We start from the raw sequence: 17,253 nt of genomic DNA on the forward strand, positions 1-17,253 counted from the left end.
CATTGAATATCCATATTGCTCGTTTATATGCTCAATCGTCTCATGAACTGCTTCAGGGGAATTTGGCTATGGATTGGCTGAGCCGGCTGTTCGAGATGATGCCGGTGCGCGGGCGGCTCGACCTGCGCTGCAGCTACAGCGTGCCCTGGCGTATCGAGCAGGGACCGGGTGTAACCAGCGAAATCCCCTATCATGCGGTGCTTGCCGGCTCGGCGATCCTGGACGACGCCGCGGGCGGACGGCCGTTGCTGCTGAAGCCCGGCGACATCCTCCTGCTTCCCGGCAACCCGCGACACGTGATGCACGACGGAAGCGGGGCGACACCGCTGCCGGCGCGCAACCGGGCGGCGGAGAATTTCACGATCAGCGAAAACCTCGGATCGGACGAACGGCTTGACCTGTTGTGCGGGCACTTCGCGATTGCACCGCCACACGACCGTCTGTTGCGCGGTTATCTTCCGCCGCGTCTTGTCGTGCATGCCGGCACGCGTGCGGGAAAGGGAACGGCTGCGCAGCTCGCCGGGCTCGTGTCGCTGATGCGCAGCGAAACGGCCGACGATCATCTGGGCGGCCACGCCATGCTGAATGCGCTGTCCACGGCAATGTTCGCGCTTGTGCTGCGGCTTGCCAGCGAGACCGATGCAACGTCACGGGGACTTCTCGCCCTGGTCGGCGATCCCAGGCTCGCACCGGCGGTGGCCGCCATGTTCAAGGAGCCCGCGCATGCGTGGTCGCTGCCGGAGCTCGCACGGCTTTGCAACATGTCGCGCGCGACGCTGGCGCGGCAGTTCCAGGACAAGCTCGGGCGATCGGCCAGCGATCTGCTCACCGATATCAGGATGACACTTGCGGCGAACGAGTTGAAGGGATCATCGCTTTCGACGGGCGCCGTGGCAGAGATGGTCGGGTATCAATCGGAGGCTGCCTTTCAGCGCGCCTTCAAGAGCCACATGGGCGTGACGCCGGCGCAGTGGCGAAAGACGCAGCCGCCGGAACACGACGTGTCGTTGGAATCTGCGGTGCCAGCTGATCGGAAAGGCAGTTCGCCGACTGTGGATGCGTAGCGTCCCCCGTGCCTCGCGTACGTTTCGATGCGCGAGGCGCAGAGTGCGCTTGATCAAGACTTGCGATGCCTCGCGTTGACCGCGATCGCGGCGGCGGCGGTGCGGTTCTCGACGCCGAGCTTGGCGTAGATCTGCTCGAGGTGCTTGTCGACGGTACGCGGGCTGAGGCCGAGGATCTGCGCGATGTCGCGGTTGGTCTTGCCCTTGGAGAGCCAGGACAGCACCTCGCCCTCGCGGGTGGTCAGGCCGAGCTCGCTGGAGAACTCGGCTGGCATGTCGCCGCTGGTGTCCTTGGCGAGCCGCAGCAGGAATTCGTTGGGCCCGAGCTTGCCCATATATTGCAGCCGAAGCTGTTCGTTGCCGGGGAACGACGCCACGGTCGCTGTCTTCTTTCCCGTGCCGCCCTTCTGCGCCTGCTCGAGCCATTGCGGCATCGGGTCCGGCAGCGCGAAATTGTCGGCGGCGTCGGCGAGCGTATCCGACAGCAGTCGCTGTGCCTGCGGCGTCGCCCACAGCAGCGCGCCGGCGCTGTTCACGGCGAGCAGATAGCGGCCGGAGACGTCGAGCGCCGCGCGGGCGCTTTGCGTCATCCGCGCATTGGCGAGATGGACCCGGATGCGCGCGAGCATCTCCTCGACCACGATCGGCTTCGTGACATAGTCGACGCCGCCGGCCTCCAGCCCGCGCACGATATGCTCGGTCTCGGCGAGGCCCGTCATGAAGATGATCGGCACGCCGTCGAGCCCTGCGTCGCGCTTCAGCCGCCGGCAGGTCTCGAAACCGTCCATGCCGGGCATCACGGCATCGAGCAACACGATATCGGGCGTGATCTGTTCGACGATGCGCATCGCCGAGGCGCCGTCGAGCGCGACCATCACGGTCATGCCAGCTCCGTCGAGCGCATCGGTCAAGAGACGCAACGTCTCGGGTGAGTCGTCGACGACGAGCGCGACGTCGCGCTTCTTCTGTTCAATGGTCATAGCTGTGCAATGTCTTCAACGTCGCCATATATTGATCGAGATCGAACCGGTCGATCAGCGTGCGCATCTGGCCGACGAAATCGGCATGTTCGGGACACTCATTGCCGATCTCGTCGAGCTTGAGCTGGATCGCCCTGACATAGCCGAGCTGGCCGAGGCTGATCAGCTCTTCGACATATTTCACCGGCGGCCGCGAACCACTCTCGGGCTTCCATTGCGGAGGCGGGGCCGGCTCGGCCTCATACTGCCACTCGATCTTGAGCAACTGGCGGATGGTCTCGAGCAGCCGCGGGATGTCGATCGGCTTCATCAGGTAGCCGTCATGGAATGGCTGCGCCAGCGGCGCGCCATGAGCCTCCAGCGCGCTGGCCGAGATCATCAGGATCCGCGCCTGGTGATGGCCGTCGGAGCGCAGGGTTTCGGCGACCGTCCAGCCGTCCATGCCCGCCATCGAGATGTCGAGCAGAAATAAGTCCGGCCGGCAATGCTGTGCGAGGGCAAGGCAGCCCGGTCCGTCCGGCGCGCTGAGCAGGATGAAGCCGAGCGGCGTCAGGATCTCGCGCAACAGGTCGCGGTGGGTCGGGTCGTCGTCGGTGATCAGGATGGTCTTGCGCGGACCGTGATAGCCGTACACGGGAGCATCGACCGGTGCATCGCGCCGCGGATTGGTGACCTCCGACAGCAGCAGCTTGACGCGGAAGGTGCTGCCGGTGCCGACCGTGCTCAGGACCTTGATGTCGCCGCCCATCACGCCCGCGAGCAGGCGGCTGATGGTCAGGCCAAGCCCGGTGCCGGTCTGCGGCTGGGTGACGCCGAGCGCACCGCGCTCGAACGGCGCGAAGATCCGCTCGAGGTCGTCGGGCTGGATGCCCGGCCCGGTATCGATCACCTCGAACTCTGCGACCGGGCTGCGGTAATGCACCACGAACTGGACCTGGCCGGATTGCGTGAACTTGATCGCGTTCGACAGCAGGTTGATCAGGATCTGACGCAGCCGCTTCTCGTCGGCATAGACCACGACGGGCAGCACGGCCGGCCGTTTGAACACGAAGTCGATGCCTTTTGCTGCGGCTTGCAGGCGGAACATGCCGACCAGCTGCTCGAGGAAATCGTTCAGCCGCACTTCGTCGCGCGACAGGTAGAGCCGGCCGGCCTCGATCTTGGAGATATCGAGGATGCCGTCGATCAGCCCAGACAGATGATCGGCGCTGCGGCGGACGACGCGCACCTGCTCGCGCGGCCGCACCTGCAGGCTGTCGTCCTGCTCCAGCAATTGCGCGTAGCCGGAGATCGCATTCAGCGGCGAGCGAAGCTCGTGGCTGAGGCCCACGACGTAGCGGCTTTTGGCGAGATTGGCTGACTCGGCGACTTCCTTGGCGCGCTGCAGTTCGGCATCGGTGCGCTTGTGGGCGTCGATCTCCTGGATCAGCAGCGTGGTCTGCCGGCGCGTTTCCGCTTCCGCGGCGCGCCGGCTTTGTTGCGCCAGCACGAACAGCCAGGCGACCACGCCGATGATGAGGGTCAGCGCAAAGAACACCTTCCAGAGCACGTCGGCCAGCAATTCATTGGCATGCACGGCCGCCGTGGTCTGCAGGTAGATCAGGCCGAGCACCAGCGCCACGAGGCCGGCTGAGACGGCGAACACGCCGAGGTAATGCCCGAGCTGTGAATTGATGCGGGCGTAGATCGGCTGCGGCATCACCTTGCCCAGCGCGTCCGAGACCTGTGCGCCGATCCGGCCATGCGGCTTGCAGAGGTCATGGCAGCGTGCGTCGAGCGAGCAGCACAGTGAGCAGATCGGGCCTGCATAGGCCGGGCAGGAAGCCATGTCCTCGGGCTCGAACGCATGCTCGCAGATGCAGCACTGGATCGACTCGATGTTCTGCCAGCTCCGCTTCGGCTTGCGGGCGATGTAGTACTTGCCGTCGGTGGCCCAGGCGATCAGGGGAGCCGTGACGAACGCGACCGCAAGCGCAACGAAGGCCGACAGCGCCTTCGCGGTCGGGCCGAACAGGCCATAGAACGCGCTGATCGAGACCACGGTGGCGATCGTCATCGCGCCGACGCCGACCGGATTGATATCGCAGAGATGGGCGCGCTTGAACTCGATGTGCTGCGGCCGCAGGCCGAGCGGCTTGTTGACGACGAGATCGGCCACCAGCGCGCCGACCCAGGCGATCGCGACGTTGGAGTAGAGCGCGAGCGTCTGCTCCAACGCCTTGTAGACGCCGATCTCCATCAGCAGGAGCGCGACGACGACATTGAACACCAGCCACACCACGCGGCCCGGATGCGAGTGGGTGAGGCGGGAGAAGAAATTCGACCAGGCGATCGAGCCGGCATAGGCGTTGGTGACGTTGATCTTGACCTGCGACAGGATCACAAATGTCCCGGTCAGCGCCATTGCCAGATCCGGCTGCGACAGCACGTAGCGGAAGGCTTCGAGATACATGTTGGCCGGCTCGGCCGCGTGCTCGGCCGAGACGCCGTGGCTGAGCGCGAAGAAGGCCAGGAACGAACCGGCCAGCAGCTTGAGCGCGCCGAGCACGATCCAGCCGGGACCGGCGCTCAGCAGCGCGATCCACCAGGCCTTGCGCGAGGTGCGGCGGTCGCGCGGCAGAAAGCGCAGGAAGTCGACCTGCTCGCCGATCTGCGCCACCAGCGCGAACACGACGGAGGCGGCGGTGCCGAACAGCAGCAGGTCGAGAGTCCCTGCGGGATCGCCGTGATCGCCGGCGAATTTGCGCCACTCGGTGAAGGAATGCGGATTGGCCCAGGCGATCGCCGCGAACGGCATGATGTGGAGGATGATCCACAGCGGCTGGGTCCAGAGCTGGAAGCGGCTGATCAGCGTGATGCCGTAGATGACCAGCGGAATGATCACGACTGCGCTGATCAAATAGCCGATCGGTCGCGGGATGCCGAAGCACATGTCGAGCGCGCTGGCCAGGATCACCGCCTCGATCGCGAAGAAAATGAAGGTGAAGGAGGCGTAGATCAGCGAGGTGATGGTCGAGCCGATATAGCCGAAGCCGGCGCCGCGGGTCAGCAGGTCGATGTCGATGCCGCTTTTCGCGGCATGGTAGGCGATCGGCAGTCCGCAGAGGAAGATGATGACGCTGACGACCAGGATCGCGGCGGAGGCGTTCATCGCGCCATAGTTCAGGGTGATGGTGCCGCCGATCGCCTCCAGCGCGAGGAAGGAGATCGCGCCGAGCGCGGTGTTGGCGACGCGGGCGGCGGACCAGCGCCGCGCGCTCTTGGCGGTGAAGCGCAGCGCGTAGTCTTCCAGCGTCTGGTTGGCGACCCATTGATTGTACTGGCGCCTGACGCGGTCTATCCGCTGCCGCCCTGCCACTCGTTTGAACTCCTGGTCCACGATGCGCTGATCGCGGGCAAATCCCGTACCAAAAACCTACGTCGCTATTTTGCGGTGCAGTATACGCGATCTCACGTATCAGTGCGCTGCACAAAAGTGAGCAATCCTCGCCTGATCAATAAGCGTTCTCGAACCAGATGGGGTGCTCATGTCAGACGAACCAAAACCAGGCCTGAAGTCTCCGCTCCGGCGCAAGCTCTTGATGGGAATGGCGGCATTGCCGGCCGTTTCGATGCTGGGCCGTCCGGCATTTGCCGACGTTCCTGCAACCTCTGCGGTCAATACCACGGGTCTTGCAGTCACCGATAGCGAAGTCACGGTCGGCATCCTGCATTCCGTCACCGGCACCATGGCGATCTCCGAGACCGGGTCGGTCGAGGCCGAGAAGCTCGCGATCGAGCAGATCAATGCCGCCGGCGGCGTGCTCGGCCGCAAGATCAAGTTCATCCAGGAAGACGGCGCCAGCGACTGGCCGACCTTCGCGGAAAAGGCCAAGAAGCTGCTGGTCAACGACAAATGCGCGGCCGTAATGGGCTGCTGGACCTCGGCCTCGCGCAAGGCGGTGCTGCCGGTGTTCGAGCAGTACAACGGCATGCTGTACTACCCGACCTTCTATGAAGGCCTCGAGCAGTCCAAGAACGTGATCTACACCGGGCAGGAGGCGACCCAGCAGATCATCGCCGGCCTCGACTGGGTCAACAAGACCAAGGGCGCCAAGAGCTTCTACCTGCTCGGCTCGGACTACATCTGGCCACGCACCTCGAACAAGATCGCGCGCAAGCACATCGAGAACCATCTGCAGGGCTGCAAGGTGGTCGGCGAGGAATACTTCCCGCTCGGCTCGACCCAGTTCAACTCGGTCATCAACAAGATCAAGCTGACCAAGCCGGACGTGATCTACGCGATCATCGTCGGCGGCTCCAACGTCGCATTCTACAAGCAGCTCAAGGCGGCCGGCATCGACTTGTCCAAGCAGACGCTGCTCACGATCTCGGTCACCGAGGACGAGATCGACGGCATCGGCGGCGAGAACATCGCCGGCGCCTATGCCTGCATGAAATACTTCCAGTCGCTCGACAATCCGAACAACAAGGCCTTCGTGCCCGCCTTCAAGAAGATGTGGGGCGAGAAGACCGTGATCGGAGACGTCACCCAGGCTGCCTATCTCGGTCCGTGGCTGTGGAAGTTGACGGTGGAGAAGGCCGGCTCCTTCGACATCGACAAGGTGGCGGCCGCGTCGCCCGGCGTCGAGTTCAAGGGCGCGCCGGAAGGTTACGTCCGGATCCACGAGAATCATCACCTCTGGTCGAAGACCCGCGTCGGACGCGCCAAGGCCGACGGCCAGTACGAGCTGATCTACGAGACCGCCGATCTCGTCGAGCCGGATCCGTTCCCCAAGGGCTACCAGTGAGCCAGTAGCTCGCATGAGCGGGGCGATATGCGGGACCGTCCCGGGTATCGCACCCGCTCACCCGGGCTACGAAGCTCCACAACGCATCGTGGCGTGGACGTCATCGTCCACGCTACGGAACGAGCGTCGCTTGACCGGCGGCGCGTGCCCCTTGGAATGACGGAGGACCAGATGTTCGGCGACTATTCGATCAGCGATCTCGGCGCCATCCTTGCGATGCAGGGATTTGCCGGGCTCATCCTGTTCTCCGTCTATGTGCTGATGGCGCTGGGCCTTGCCATCATCTTCGGCCAGATGGGCGTCATCAACATGGCCCACGGCGAGTTCATGATCCTGGGGGCGTACGTCACCTGGATGACGTCGAACGCCGTGCAGCACGTCGCGCCCTGGCTGTTCCCCGGTTACTTCTTCATCGCAATGATCCTCGCGTTCACTGCGTCAGGCGCGCTCGGCATGCTGGTCGAGTGGGCGCTGATACGCCATCTCTACAAGCGTCCGCTCGACACGCTGCTGGCGACCTGGGGCCTCAGCCTGATCCTGCAACAGGCCTATCGTTCGGTCTTCGGCGCGCGCGAGGTCGGCGTCGAACTGCCGGAATGGATGATGGGCTCCTGGCAAGCGACCGACTCCATCCAGATACCGATCAACGGCATGTTCGTGATGGCGCTGACCATCCTGATCACGATCGCGGTCGCCTATGTGCTGTTCTGGTCAAGCTGGGGCAAGCAGGTGCGCGCCGTGGTGCAGAACCGCGTGATGGCGGGCGCCGTCGGCATCAACACCGAGAAGGTCGATCGTTACACCTTTGGCCTCGGCTGCGGCATCGCCGGGATCGCCGGCTCGGCCTTCACCATGATCGGCTCGACCGGACCGACCGCCGGCCAGCTCTACATCGTCGACACCTTCCTGGTCGTCGTGTTCGGCGGTGCGGCTTCGCTGTTCGGCACCATCGCCTCCGCCTTCTCGATCTCGCAGACCCAATCGACGCTGGAATTCTTCCTGTCGGGATCGATGGCCAAGGTGATCACGCTGCTGACGATCGTCGCGATCCTGATGGTGCGTCCGCAGGGGCTCTTCGCGCTCAAGGTCCGCAAATAAGAACAAGCAGGCTGGTCATGATCATCAACTCGCGCTTTTTCAATCGCTCCGAACTGCTCGGCTTCCTTGCGCTCGCAGTGCTGTTGTTTGTCATCCTGCCGCTGTCGCTGGATATCTTCCGCCTCAACCTCGTCGCCAAATATTTGACCTACGCCTTCGTCGGGATCGGCCTCGTGCTGTGCTGGGGCTATGGCGGCATCCTGAGCCTGGGGCAGGGCGTGTTCTTCGGCCTCGGCGGCTACTGCATGGCGATGTACCTCAAGCTCGAGGCGTCGTCGGTCGCGAACACCAAGATCCAGTCGACGCCGGGCATCCCCGACTTCATGGACTGGAACCAGCTCACCTCGCTGCCTTTCTTCTGGAAGCCGTTCCACAGCTTCCCGGTCACGCTGCTTGCGATCTTGCTGGTTCCCGCGGTCTTCGCGCTGATCATCGGTGCCGCGATGTTCAAGCGTCGGGTCGGCGGCGTGTACTTTGCCATCATCACGCAAGCGATCGCCGCGATCCTCACTATTCTGATTGTCGGGCAGCAAGGCTACACTGGTGGCATCAACGGCATTACCGACTTACGCACGCTGCACGGCTGGGACATCCGCACCGATCACGCCAAGTTCATTCTGTATTTCGTCGAGGTTGTGCTGCTGTTCGGCTGCATCTGCGTCGCGCAGTTCATCCGCCTGACAAAACTCGGGCGCATCCTGGTGGCAATGCGGGAGCAGGAGGATCGCGTGCGCTTCTCCGGTTACAGCGTCGCCAACTTCAAGATCTTCGCATTCTGCGCCGCGGCGGTGTTTGCTGCGATCGGCGGCGCCATGTTCACGCTCGAGGTCGGCTTCATGTCGCCGTCCTTCGTCGGCATCGTGCCGTCGATCGAGATGGTGATCTACACCGCGGTCGGCGGCCGGATGTCGATCTTCGGCGCAGTCTGGGGCGCGCTCCTGGTCAATTTCGCCAAGACCAGCCTCTCGGAGTCCTTCCCGCAGCTCTGGCTGTTCGGCCTCGGCGCGCTGTTCATCGCGGTCGTGCTCGCCTTCCCGAACGGGCTCTCCGGCATCTGGGCGGACCACGTCCAGCCGCGCATCGATCGCCTGCTGGCATCACGCAAATCGAAATCGGCGGCCGGCCTGATCGCCGACGGCGCACCGGCCGAGTGAGGAGGGATCATCATGCTCGTCGGCCATCAGCCCAAGGACTTCCTGCTCGCGGTCTCCGGTCTCACTGTGTCGTTCGATGGCTTCAAGGCCGTGAACGATCTCTCCTTCTATGTTGAGGAGAACGAGATCCGCGTCATCATCGGCCCGAACGGCGCCGGCAAGACCACGGTGCTCGACCTGATCTGCGGCAAGACCAGGGCGACGTCAGGCTCGATCCAGTTCCGTGGCCAGGAGCTGACCAGGTTGCGCGAGAACGAGATCGTGCAGGCCGGGGTGGGACGCAAGTTCCAGACGCCGTCGGTGTTCGAGGATCTCACCGTGTTTGAGAACCTCGAGATTTCCTTCCCGCGCGGCCGGACCGTGTTCGGCTCGCTGACCTTCCAGCGCGACGATACCGTCAGGCAGCGGGTCGAGGAGGTCGCCGAGATGATCTTCCTGAAGGACAAGCTCAACACCTATGCCGACCAGTTGAGCCATGGCCAGAAGCAGTGGCTCGAGATCGGCATGCTGCTGATCCAGGATCCGGACCTCTTGATGCTCGACGAGCCGGTCGCCGGCATGAGCGTGTCCGAGCGCGCCAAGACGGCCGAGCTGCTCAACCGCATCATCAAGGACCGTTCGGTGCTGGTGATCGAGCACGACATGAAGTTCGTCGAGGACATCGCGCACAAGGTCACGGTGCTGCACCAGGGACAGATCCTGTCCGAGGGAACGATGGAGCACGTCAAGAACGATCCGAAAGTCATCGAAGTGTATTTGGGCCACTGAGGAACCGGGACGATGCTGGCAATCAATGATCTTCACGTCGCCTATGGCCAGAGCGAGGTGCTGCACGGCCTCAACGTCTCGGTCGCGCCCAACGAGATCGTCGCGATCATGGGCCGCAACGGCATGGGCAAGACCACGCTGATGAAGTCGCTGATGGGCATCCTGCCGGCCAAGAGCGGCAAGGTGACCATGGACGGCACCGAGCTCGGCGCGATGAAGAGCTACGAGCGGGTCGCGAAGGGGCTCGCCTATGTGCCGCAGGGTCGCATGATCTTCTCCACGATGACGGTGAAGGAGAACATCGAGACCGGGCTCGTGGTGTCAGGCGGCTCCGAGGTACCGGGCGACATCTATGAGCTGTTTCCGGTGCTGCTCGAGATGAAGGGCCGCCGCGGCGGCAATCTCTCGGGTGGACAGCAGCAGCAGCTCGCGATCGCCCGCGCTCTGGCGACCAAGCCGAAGGTGCTGCTGCTGGACGAGCCGACCGAAGGCATCCAGCCGTCGATCATCAAGGACATGGCGCGCACCCTGAAGCGGATCCGCGACGAGCGCGGGCTGTCGATTGTGGTCTCCGAACAGGTCCTGAGCTTCGCGCTCGACATCGCCGACCGGGTGCTCGTCATCGAGAATGGCGAGATCGTCCGCGACGATCCGCGCGCCAGCGTCGATGCCGCGCAGATTTCCAAGTACCTGTCCGTCTAACTATCAGTAACCCAAGGGGAGCAATGCGATGCCAGATACACTGATCAAGGTCGATCTCAGCAAGTCGGCCTACGAAAACGACAAGATCCACAACCGCTGGCATCCGGAGGTTCCGATCGTCGAGTGGGTCAGCCCCGGCGACGACTTCATCATCGAGACCGTCGACTGGACCGGCGGTTTCATCAAGAACAACGATTCCGCCGACGACGTGCGCGATATCGATCTGTCGATCGTGCACTTCCTGTCCGGCCCGATCGGCGTCAAGGGCGCCGAGCCTGGCGACCTCCTCGTCGTCGACCTGCTCGACGTCGGTCCCTTGAAGGAGAGCCTGTGGGGCTTCAACGGCTTCTTCTCCAAGCAGAATGGCGGCGGCTTCCTTACCGACCATTTCCCGCTGGCGCAGAAGTCGATCTGGGACATCAAGGGCCTCTACACCTCGTCGCGCCACGTGCCCGGCGTCAACTTCGCCGGCCTGATCCATCCCGGCCTGATCGGCTGTCTGCCCGATGCCAAGATGCTGGCGGCCTGGAACAAGCGCGAGGCCGAGCTGATCGCGACCAACCCGACCCGGGTGCCGGGCCTTGCCAATCCGCCGTTCGCGCCGACCGCGCATGCCGGCCAGGCCAAGGGTGACGTCAAGGCCAAGATCGGCCTCGAGGGCGCCCGCACCGTGCCGCCGCGCGAGCACGGCGGCAATTGCGACATCAAGGATCTGTCGCGCGGCTCGAAGATCTACTTCCCGGTCTATGTGCCGGGCGGCGGCCTCTCGATGGGCGATCTGCATTTCAGCCAGGGCGACGGCGAGATCACCTTCTGCGGCGCGATCGAAATGGCCGGCTGGCTGCACATCAAGGTCGACGTCATCAAGGACGGCGTCTCGAAATACGGCATCAAGAACCCCGTGTTCAAGCCGTCGCCGATCACGCCGAACTACAAGGATTACCTGATTTTCGAGGGCATCTCGGTCGACGAGGCCGGCAAGCAGCATTATCTCGACGTCCACATCGCCTATCGCCAGGCCTGCCTGAACGCGATCGAGTATCTGAAGAAGTTCGGCTACTCCGGCGCCCAGGCCTATTCGATCCTCGGCACCGCGCCGTGCCAGGGTCACATCTCCGGCGTCGTCGACGTGCCGAATGCCTGCGCCACGTTGTGGCTGCCGACCGAGATCTTCGACTTCGACGTCATGCCGTCGTCGGCGGGACCGATCAAGCACATCACGGGCGACGTGCAGATGCCAATCTCGCCGGACAAGTGATCCTTTTGGTGATCCCTGCGCGAAGGGTGCGGGACGGCTGCGTATTGGCCGCCCCGCATCCATCGCCGGATGTCACGCACGATTGCGCAAGGATGAAGGAAATGCCGATCTACGAATATCTCTGCAACGACTGCGGCCCGTTCACCGACATGCGGCCGATGGCGGAATGCGACCTGCCGCAGGACTGCCCGCAATGCGAGACGACGTCGCCGCGCGTGATCCTGACCGCGCCGGCGTTCTTCTGCATGCCCTCCGACAAGCGCAAGGCCCACGCCACCAACGAGCAGAGCCGCCACGCGCCGAAGACGCTCGATCAATACAAGGCGGCGCACGGCCCGGGCTGCGGCTGCTGCTCGACGGGAAGGAAGAAGCCGGCACGGCTGATGACCAAAACCAAGAGCGGCGCCAAGGGCTTTCCGACCGCGCGGCCCTGGATGATCAGCCATTAGAGCGTTTTCGAGCGAAGTGGATACCGGTTCGCGTTAAGAAAACGCGTCAAAACAAGAGTCTGGAGCCCGTCCCGATTCACTCGGAACGGGAAGGGCTCTAGAAGCGTGGCTGATCATCAGGCCTGTTCGGCGACCTTCAGGGCTTCGGTGCGGATTTCCTCGACCAGCCGTTCCTTCAGGGCGACGAATTCGGGCGTGGTCTTGATCTTGTAGGACCGGGGATGCGGCAGGTCGACTGCGATCTCGGCCTTGATGCGGCCCGGACGCGCGCTCATGACGATGACGCGGCTGCCGAGGAAGATCGCTTCCTCGATGTCGTGGGTGACGAACAGCACCGTTTTCTGGTCGCGCTCCCAGATCCCCAGCAGCATCTCCTGCATCAGCGCGCGCGTCTGGTTGTCCAGCGCGCCGAACGGCTCGTCGAGCAGCAGGATCTTCGGATCGTTGGCCAGCGCACGGGCAATCGCGGTGCGCTGCTGCATGCCGCCCGACAGCTGCTTGGGCCAGTGATTTTCGAAGCCCGATAGCCCGACCCGGCGAATGAACGCATCGGCGATCTCGTGGCGCTCCGCTTGCGACACGCCGCGCTCGCGCAGGCCGAAGGCGATATTCTCCCGCACCGTCAGCCACGGAAACAATGTGTAGGACTGAAACACCATGCCGCGATCGGCGCCGGGGCCGGTGATTTCGCGCCCGTCGAGCGTGACCCGTCCGCTGGTCGGCCGGTCGAGCCCGGCGATGATCCGGAGCAAAGTGGACTTTCCGCATCCGGAGGGGCCGAGGATGGTGACGAAGTCGTTGTTGCCGACGTCGAGCGTGGTCGGCTCGAGCGCTCTCGTCGGCGCGTTGCCGGCGCGGGCGGGGAAGGTTCGCGAGACCTGATCGATCCTGAGCGCGGTCATGCGAGCTTCCACGGGAACAGCCAGGCGTTGAAGGCCTTGAACAGGAAATCGGAGATCAGGCCGATCAGCCCGATCACGATGATGCCGAAGATGATCTGGCCCGTGTTGAGCAGCGCCTGGCTGTCGGTGATCATGTGTCCGATGCCGGATGATGAGCCGATCAATTCGGCCACGATGACGTAGGTCCAGGCCCAGCCCAGCACGAGCCGAAGGATTTCGGCAATCTCGGGCGCGGCGGAGGGCAGCAGCACGCGGCGGATGATGCCGCGGTCGCGGGCGCCGAGCGTGTAGGCGGCCTCCACCAGGTCGCGCCGTGTGGCACCGACGGTGACGGCGACCATCAGGATGATCTGAAATACTGCGCCGATGAAGATCACAAGCAGCTTCTGCAACTCACCGATGCCCGCCCACAGGATCAGCAGCGGGATGAAGGCGGATGCCGGCAGATAGCGCGCAAAGGACACAAAGGGCTCGAGAAAGGCCTCGATCGGCTTGTAGGCGCCCATCAGTACGCCGAGCGGCACCGCGATGACGGCCGCAAGCACAAACCCGCCGATCACGCGCCAGATCGTCATCCCGATGTCGAACAGAAAGCCCTGCTTTGCGAGCAGCTCATAGCCCTCCTGCACCATGGTCAGCGGGTTGGCGAGGAAGGTCCTCGACACATGGCCGCCGAACGTTGCCCAGGACCAGAGGGCGACGAACAGCACGAAGAAGGCGAGGCCATAGGCCACGCGCTGCTTCGATGTCGTGGGCTCGAGAGGACGCATCAAATGATCCGGAAGTAGCTTATGCGCCGGTCCCGCCAGCTGTGTCGCGATGCGGGACCGGTCGAAATGGTTGCTGCGTTACTTGATGAAGCTGGCGTCGTAGATGTCCTCGACCTTCGGCGCGGCCTTGATGATGCCGACCTCGAGCAGCAGCTCGGCAGCGTCCTTGTTGAAGGTCAGGAAGTCGCCGGCGAAGAATTTCTGGTTGGCGGCCTTGTCCTGCCAGCGCAGGTACTTTGCCGAGTTGCCGAACTGCTCGCCGGTCTGCTTCACGTCAGCGCCCATGATCTCGTAGGACTTGGCCTGGTCCTTGGCGATCATGTCGAGCGCCTCGAAATAGCTGTTGGCAAGCGCCTGCGCCGCCTTCGGATTGTCGGTCAGGAATTTCGGCGTGCAGCCGAACGTATCCATCACGATCGGGTAGTCGAGCGTGGTCGCGATGATCTTGCCCTTGTCGGGAGCGGCGCGCACCGTCGACAGATAAGGCTCGTAGGTCATCGCGGCATCGTTCTGGCCGGAGACGAAGGCCTGCGCTGCGGCGGCCGGCTCCAGATTCACCACGGTGACGTCTTTCACCGTGAGGCCGTTCTTCTTCAGCATCCAGGCCAGCGCGAAATACGGAGAGGTGCCGGGCGCCGACGCCGCGACGGTCTTGCCCTTGAGGTCCTTGATCGCGGCGATGTCGTTGCGCACGGCCATGCCGTCGGCGCCATAGCTCTTGTCGAGTTGGAAGATCTGCTTGGTCGCGACGCCATTGGCGTTCCAGGAGATCCAGGTCTCGACCGTGGTGGCCGCGCACTGGATGTCGCCCGAGGCGATCGCGAGATGGCGGTCCTTCTGCGGAATCTTCTTCAGGGTCACGTCGAGGCCGTTCTTCTTGAAGATGCCGGCCTCCTTGGCGAGCGTCAGCGGCGCGAAGCCGGTCCATCCGGAGATGCCGACGCCGACCTTGACGTCATCCGCGAACGCGCCCGTGGACGCGAGCAACACTGCGATTGCGGGCAATAGCTTGAAGGAACGCATGATTGTCGACCCCTTGAACGATGGATTGAACCCAGTTGATGTCTTCACGTCACTGATCTCTTCAGTCGCGGCGGATTGCCGCATGAAGCATGTCGGCGGACGATGGCCCATGATGCATTGCATGAAATATGCCGCGCAAGCTGTCCTCAGCCTCCCTTGAAGCGGGCCACCAGCCGATGCGTCTCGCCTGGATAATGCAGCCGCACCGCCGTCACCGTGCGTGCGCTGCGCCAGGTGTAGCGGTCGATCACGAGGCAGGGCGCGCCGACCGCGATGTCGAGCGCCTTTGCCGTGCGGTCGTCGGCGACGACGGCGCTGATGGTATGCTCGGCTTCGGTCCACGGCACATGGTGCAGCAGCCATGATCCCGGCGGTTCGCGGGCGAAGTCCGCGGTTGCAGCTTCCGGGACCGTGGAGAGATCGATCAGCCTGTCCTCGACGGCGAACGGCACATTGTCGGCGCTGTGCCGGCAGGCGATCGCGACTATCTTGCCGGCCGTGCTGACGCCGAGCCGGGCGCGATCGGCCGATGTCGCGGTACGGCGCCGGCATTCGATCAGCTGATAGCCGTAGCTGCGGCCGAGCGCGGTGATCTCGGCGCGGATGTCGGCGATCTTGAGCACCGCCGACAGATGCTGCGGACGGCGCACGAAGGTGCCGGCACGGCGCCGCCGCTCGATCAGGTCGGCCTGCGCCAGTTCCGACAACGCCTTGTTCACCGTCATGCGCGAGCAGCGATAGCGCGCCATCAGCTGGTGCTCGAACGGGATGCGATGCCCGGGCGGCCATTCGCCGGTCAGGATCCGCGTCTCGATGTCGAGCCGGATGCGCTTGTAGAGTGTCGGTTTGTTCGCCGCGCCGGGCTTGGCCTGGTCGGAGGCGAGGCTCATGCGACGAGCCTCCGCACGCTTGCATTGAACTGCTCGCGCGCCTTGTCGCGCAGCCGATGCCGTCCGCCCGCCACCACCTTGTCGCCGGCGGCCCAGACGTAATCGATCGCGTCGCTGCCGGTTGCAAACAGCCAGCCGTCGAGAACCGCATCGCCCGACCGTCCCGCGAGGGACGGATGCGCGGTGTCGAGGCTGACGATGTCGGCGCGCGCGCCGGGCGCAAGCCCGGCCTTGGTCTGTGCCAGAGCCTGCGCGCCGCCAGCGAGCGCCTGGTCGAACAGGGCGCGGCCGGTGGATGTGCCGGGACGCCCCGAGAGTACATTGCGCTCGCGGTGTTTCAGCCGCTGACCGTATTCGAGCTGGCGCAGCTCGTCGGCGACGCCGACCAGCACATTGGAATCGGTGCCGATGCCGAACCGGCCGCCCGCGGCGAGGAATTCGCGCGCCGAAAAGATGCCGTCGCCGAGACTTGCTTCGGTGACGGGGCAAAGGCCGGCAACCGCGCCGCTGCCGGCGAGTGCATTGACTTCCTGCTCCGTCATGTGGGTCGCGTGAATGAGGCACCAGCGCTGATCGACGGGCGCATGTTCGAGCAGCCATTGCACCGGCCGCTGTCCTGACCAGGCAAGGCAATCCTCCACCTCGCGCACCTGTTCGGCGGCGTGGATGTGGATCGGGTCCGCCCCGGCAAGCGGGATGATCGCCGCCAGCTCATCCGGCGCCACGGCGCGCAGGCTATGCGGAGCGATGCCGATGTTGGCGCCGGGAAGTTTTCGGATTGCCTCGCGCGAGGCGGCCATCAGCGCGGCGAACTGATCGACCGAGCAGATGAAGCGACGTTGCCTGGCATGCGGTGCGGCGCCGCCAAACGTGCTGTGAGCATAGAAACTTGGCAGCAGTGTGAGCCCGACGCCGGAGGCGTCGGCGGCCTCTGCGATGCGTACGGCCATCTCGGCGAGATTGGCGTAGGGCGCGCCGTCTCGATCATGATGCAGATAGTGAAACTCGCCGACACGGGTAAAGCCGCGCTCGAGCATCTCGACATAGAGCAGGGTCGCGACGGCTGTGACGTCGTCCGGCGTCATGGTCAGCGCGAAGCGATACATCGTCTCACGCCAGGTCCAGAACGTATCGGTCGTGTCGCCGCGCAGTTCGGCAAGGCCGGCCATGCCGCGCTGAAAGGCGTGGCTGTGCAGGCTCGCCAATCCCGGAACCGCCATTTGGTGACGTTCGTCGCCGGCGCCAGGCGCAACGCCCGCCGTCACCGAAGCGATCGCGCCATCGACAACGACGACCTGCACGTCATTGGCCCAGCCCGAAGGCAGCAGCGCGAATGCGAAATGCAGTCGTGTCATTTTTCCACGCCAGCTGGACAGAACCCGGACACGATTATATGTCTAGACAT

Annotated in this window: 15 protein-coding genes; 8 read left to right on the forward strand and 7 right to left on the reverse strand. The window is 64.1% G+C overall.

Annotated features, from left to right (window positions below; translation table 11 throughout):
• The first annotated feature begins 68 nt into the window (after positions 1–68).
• Positions 69–1,064 carry an AraC family transcriptional regulator gene (locus tag ACVMIH_RS01425; RefSeq protein ID WP_229189279.1) on the forward strand — a complete coding sequence of 332 codons (996 nt, stop codon included), beginning with the start codon at positions 69–71 and terminating at the stop codon, positions 1,062–1,064.
• Between the two features lie 53 nt (positions 1,065–1,117).
• On the opposite strand, the gene ACVMIH_RS01430 is transcribed toward ACVMIH_RS01425, so the two are convergent.
• Positions 1,118–2,044, reverse strand: coding sequence for a response regulator transcription factor (locus ACVMIH_RS01430; RefSeq protein ID WP_076833513.1), 927 nt, complete (start codon positions 2,042–2,044; stop codon positions 1,118–1,120).
• Positions 2,034–5,402 carry a hybrid sensor histidine kinase/response regulator gene (locus tag ACVMIH_RS01435; RefSeq protein WP_456860480.1) on the reverse strand — a complete coding sequence of 1,123 codons (3,369 nt, stop codon included), beginning with the start codon at positions 5,400–5,402 and terminating at the stop codon, positions 2,034–2,036. The genes ACVMIH_RS01430 and ACVMIH_RS01435 overlap by 11 nt, the downstream gene beginning before the upstream one ends.
• A 169-nt stretch (positions 5,403–5,571) precedes the next feature.
• Here ACVMIH_RS01435 and urtA point away from each other — a divergent pair, with 169 nt between their 5' ends.
• The 7 genes from urtA (at position 5,572) to ACVMIH_RS01470 (ending at position 12,263) form a co-directional block, all read left to right on the forward strand.
• Complete coding sequence (gene urtA / locus ACVMIH_RS01440; RefSeq protein WP_057015907.1) at positions 5,572–6,834, forward strand: urea ABC transporter substrate-binding protein; 1,263 nt, start codon at positions 5,572–5,574, stop codon at positions 6,832–6,834.
• Between the two features lie 171 nt (positions 6,835–7,005).
• Positions 7,006–7,932, forward strand: coding sequence for an urea ABC transporter permease subunit UrtB (gene urtB, locus ACVMIH_RS01445; protein WP_057015942.1), 927 nt, complete (start codon positions 7,006–7,008; stop codon positions 7,930–7,932).
• A gap of 17 nt (positions 7,933–7,949) precedes the next feature.
• A complete protein-coding gene (gene urtC / locus ACVMIH_RS01450; protein WP_057015908.1) occupies positions 7,950–9,086 on the forward strand; it encodes an urea ABC transporter permease subunit UrtC in 1,137 nt (378 codons plus the stop codon).
• A gap of 12 nt (positions 9,087–9,098) precedes the next feature.
• A complete protein-coding gene (gene urtD, locus ACVMIH_RS01455; RefSeq protein ID WP_057015909.1) occupies positions 9,099–9,854 on the forward strand; it encodes an urea ABC transporter ATP-binding protein UrtD in 756 nt (251 codons plus the stop codon).
• 12 nt (positions 9,855–9,866) lie between these two features.
• Positions 9,867–10,556 carry an urea ABC transporter ATP-binding subunit UrtE gene (gene urtE, locus ACVMIH_RS01460; RefSeq protein WP_050400072.1) on the forward strand — a complete coding sequence of 230 codons (690 nt, stop codon included), beginning with the start codon at positions 9,867–9,869 and terminating at the stop codon, positions 10,554–10,556.
• Positions 10,557–10,584: 28 nt separating this feature from the next.
• The gene (fmdA, locus tag ACVMIH_RS01465; RefSeq protein ID WP_057015910.1) at positions 10,585–11,814 is read left to right on the forward strand and encodes a formamidase; all 1,230 of its coding nucleotides are present in this window, start codon (positions 10,585–10,587) and stop codon (positions 11,812–11,814) included.
• Between the two features lie 101 nt (positions 11,815–11,915).
• Complete coding sequence (locus ACVMIH_RS01470; protein WP_057015943.1) at positions 11,916–12,263, forward strand: FmdB family zinc ribbon protein; 348 nt, start codon at positions 11,916–11,918, stop codon at positions 12,261–12,263.
• A gap of 116 nt (positions 12,264–12,379) precedes the next feature.
• Here the strand turns inward: ACVMIH_RS01470 and ACVMIH_RS01475 are convergent, their stop codons facing one another.
• The 5 genes from ACVMIH_RS01475 to ACVMIH_RS01495 form a co-directional block, all read right to left on the reverse strand.
• A complete protein-coding gene (locus ACVMIH_RS01475) occupies positions 12,380–13,165 on the reverse strand; it encodes an ABC transporter ATP-binding protein (protein WP_168857084.1) in 786 nt (261 codons plus the stop codon).
• A complete protein-coding gene (locus tag ACVMIH_RS01480; protein ID WP_057015911.1) occupies positions 13,162–13,935 on the reverse strand; it encodes an ABC transporter permease in 774 nt (257 codons plus the stop codon). Before ACVMIH_RS01480 ends, ACVMIH_RS01475 begins: the two co-directional genes overlap by 4 nt.
• 78 nt (positions 13,936–14,013) lie before the next feature.
• Positions 14,014–14,958: an ABC transporter substrate-binding protein gene (locus ACVMIH_RS01485; protein ID WP_057015912.1), complete on the reverse strand. Its 945-nt coding sequence runs from the start codon at positions 14,956–14,958 to the stop codon at positions 14,014–14,016.
• A 146-nt stretch (positions 14,959–15,104) separates the two neighbouring features.
• Entirely contained in the window at positions 15,105–15,848 is a 744-nt protein-coding gene (gene hutC, locus ACVMIH_RS01490) for a histidine utilization repressor (protein WP_057015913.1), read from the reverse strand.
• A complete protein-coding gene (locus tag ACVMIH_RS01495; protein WP_456860482.1) occupies positions 15,845–17,203 on the reverse strand; it encodes a formimidoylglutamate deiminase in 1,359 nt (452 codons plus the stop codon). The genes hutC and ACVMIH_RS01495 overlap by 4 nt, the downstream gene beginning before the upstream one ends.
• Positions 17,204–17,253 lie beyond the last annotated feature (50 nt).

The sequence above is a fragment of the Bradyrhizobium sp. USDA 4503 genome, assembly GCF_054055815.1.

Bases quoted from the DNA above. Each gene is read 5' to 3' on its own strand.
- ACVMIH_RS01425 (WP_229189279.1), top strand. From the start codon at position 69: ATGGATTGGCTGAGCCGGCTGTTCGAGATGATGCCGGTGCGCGGGCGG.
- ACVMIH_RS01430 (WP_076833513.1), bottom strand. From the start codon at position 2,044: ATGACCATTGAACAGAAGAAGCGCGACGTCGCGCTCGTCGTCGACGAC.
- urtA (WP_057015907.1), top strand. From the start codon at position 5,572: ATGTCAGACGAACCAAAACCAGGCCTGAAGTCTCCGCTCCGGCGCAAG.
- urtB (WP_057015942.1), top strand. From the start codon at position 7,006: ATGTTCGGCGACTATTCGATCAGCGATCTCGGCGCCATCCTTGCGATG.
- urtC (WP_057015908.1), top strand. From the start codon at position 7,950: ATGATCATCAACTCGCGCTTTTTCAATCGCTCCGAACTGCTCGGCTTC.
- urtD (WP_057015909.1), top strand. From the start codon at position 9,099: ATGCTCGTCGGCCATCAGCCCAAGGACTTCCTGCTCGCGGTCTCCGGT.
- urtE (WP_050400072.1), top strand. From the start codon at position 9,867: ATGCTGGCAATCAATGATCTTCACGTCGCCTATGGCCAGAGCGAGGTG.
- fmdA (WP_057015910.1), top strand. From the start codon at position 10,585: ATGCCAGATACACTGATCAAGGTCGATCTCAGCAAGTCGGCCTACGAA.
- ACVMIH_RS01470 (WP_057015943.1), top strand. From the start codon at position 11,916: ATGCCGATCTACGAATATCTCTGCAACGACTGCGGCCCGTTCACCGAC.
- ACVMIH_RS01475 (WP_168857084.1), bottom strand. From the start codon at position 13,165: ATGACCGCGCTCAGGATCGATCAGGTCTCGCGAACCTTCCCCGCCCGC.
- ACVMIH_RS01480 (WP_057015911.1), bottom strand. From the start codon at position 13,935: ATGCGTCCTCTCGAGCCCACGACATCGAAGCAGCGCGTGGCCTATGGC.
- ACVMIH_RS01485 (WP_057015912.1), bottom strand. From the start codon at position 14,958: ATGCGTTCCTTCAAGCTATTGCCCGCAATCGCAGTGTTGCTCGCGTCC.
- hutC (WP_057015913.1), bottom strand. From the start codon at position 15,848: ATGAGCCTCGCCTCCGACCAGGCCAAGCCCGGCGCGGCGAACAAACCG.
- ACVMIH_RS01495 (WP_456860482.1), bottom strand. From the start codon at position 17,203: ATGACACGACTGCATTTCGCATTCGCGCTGCTGCCTTCGGGCTGGGCC.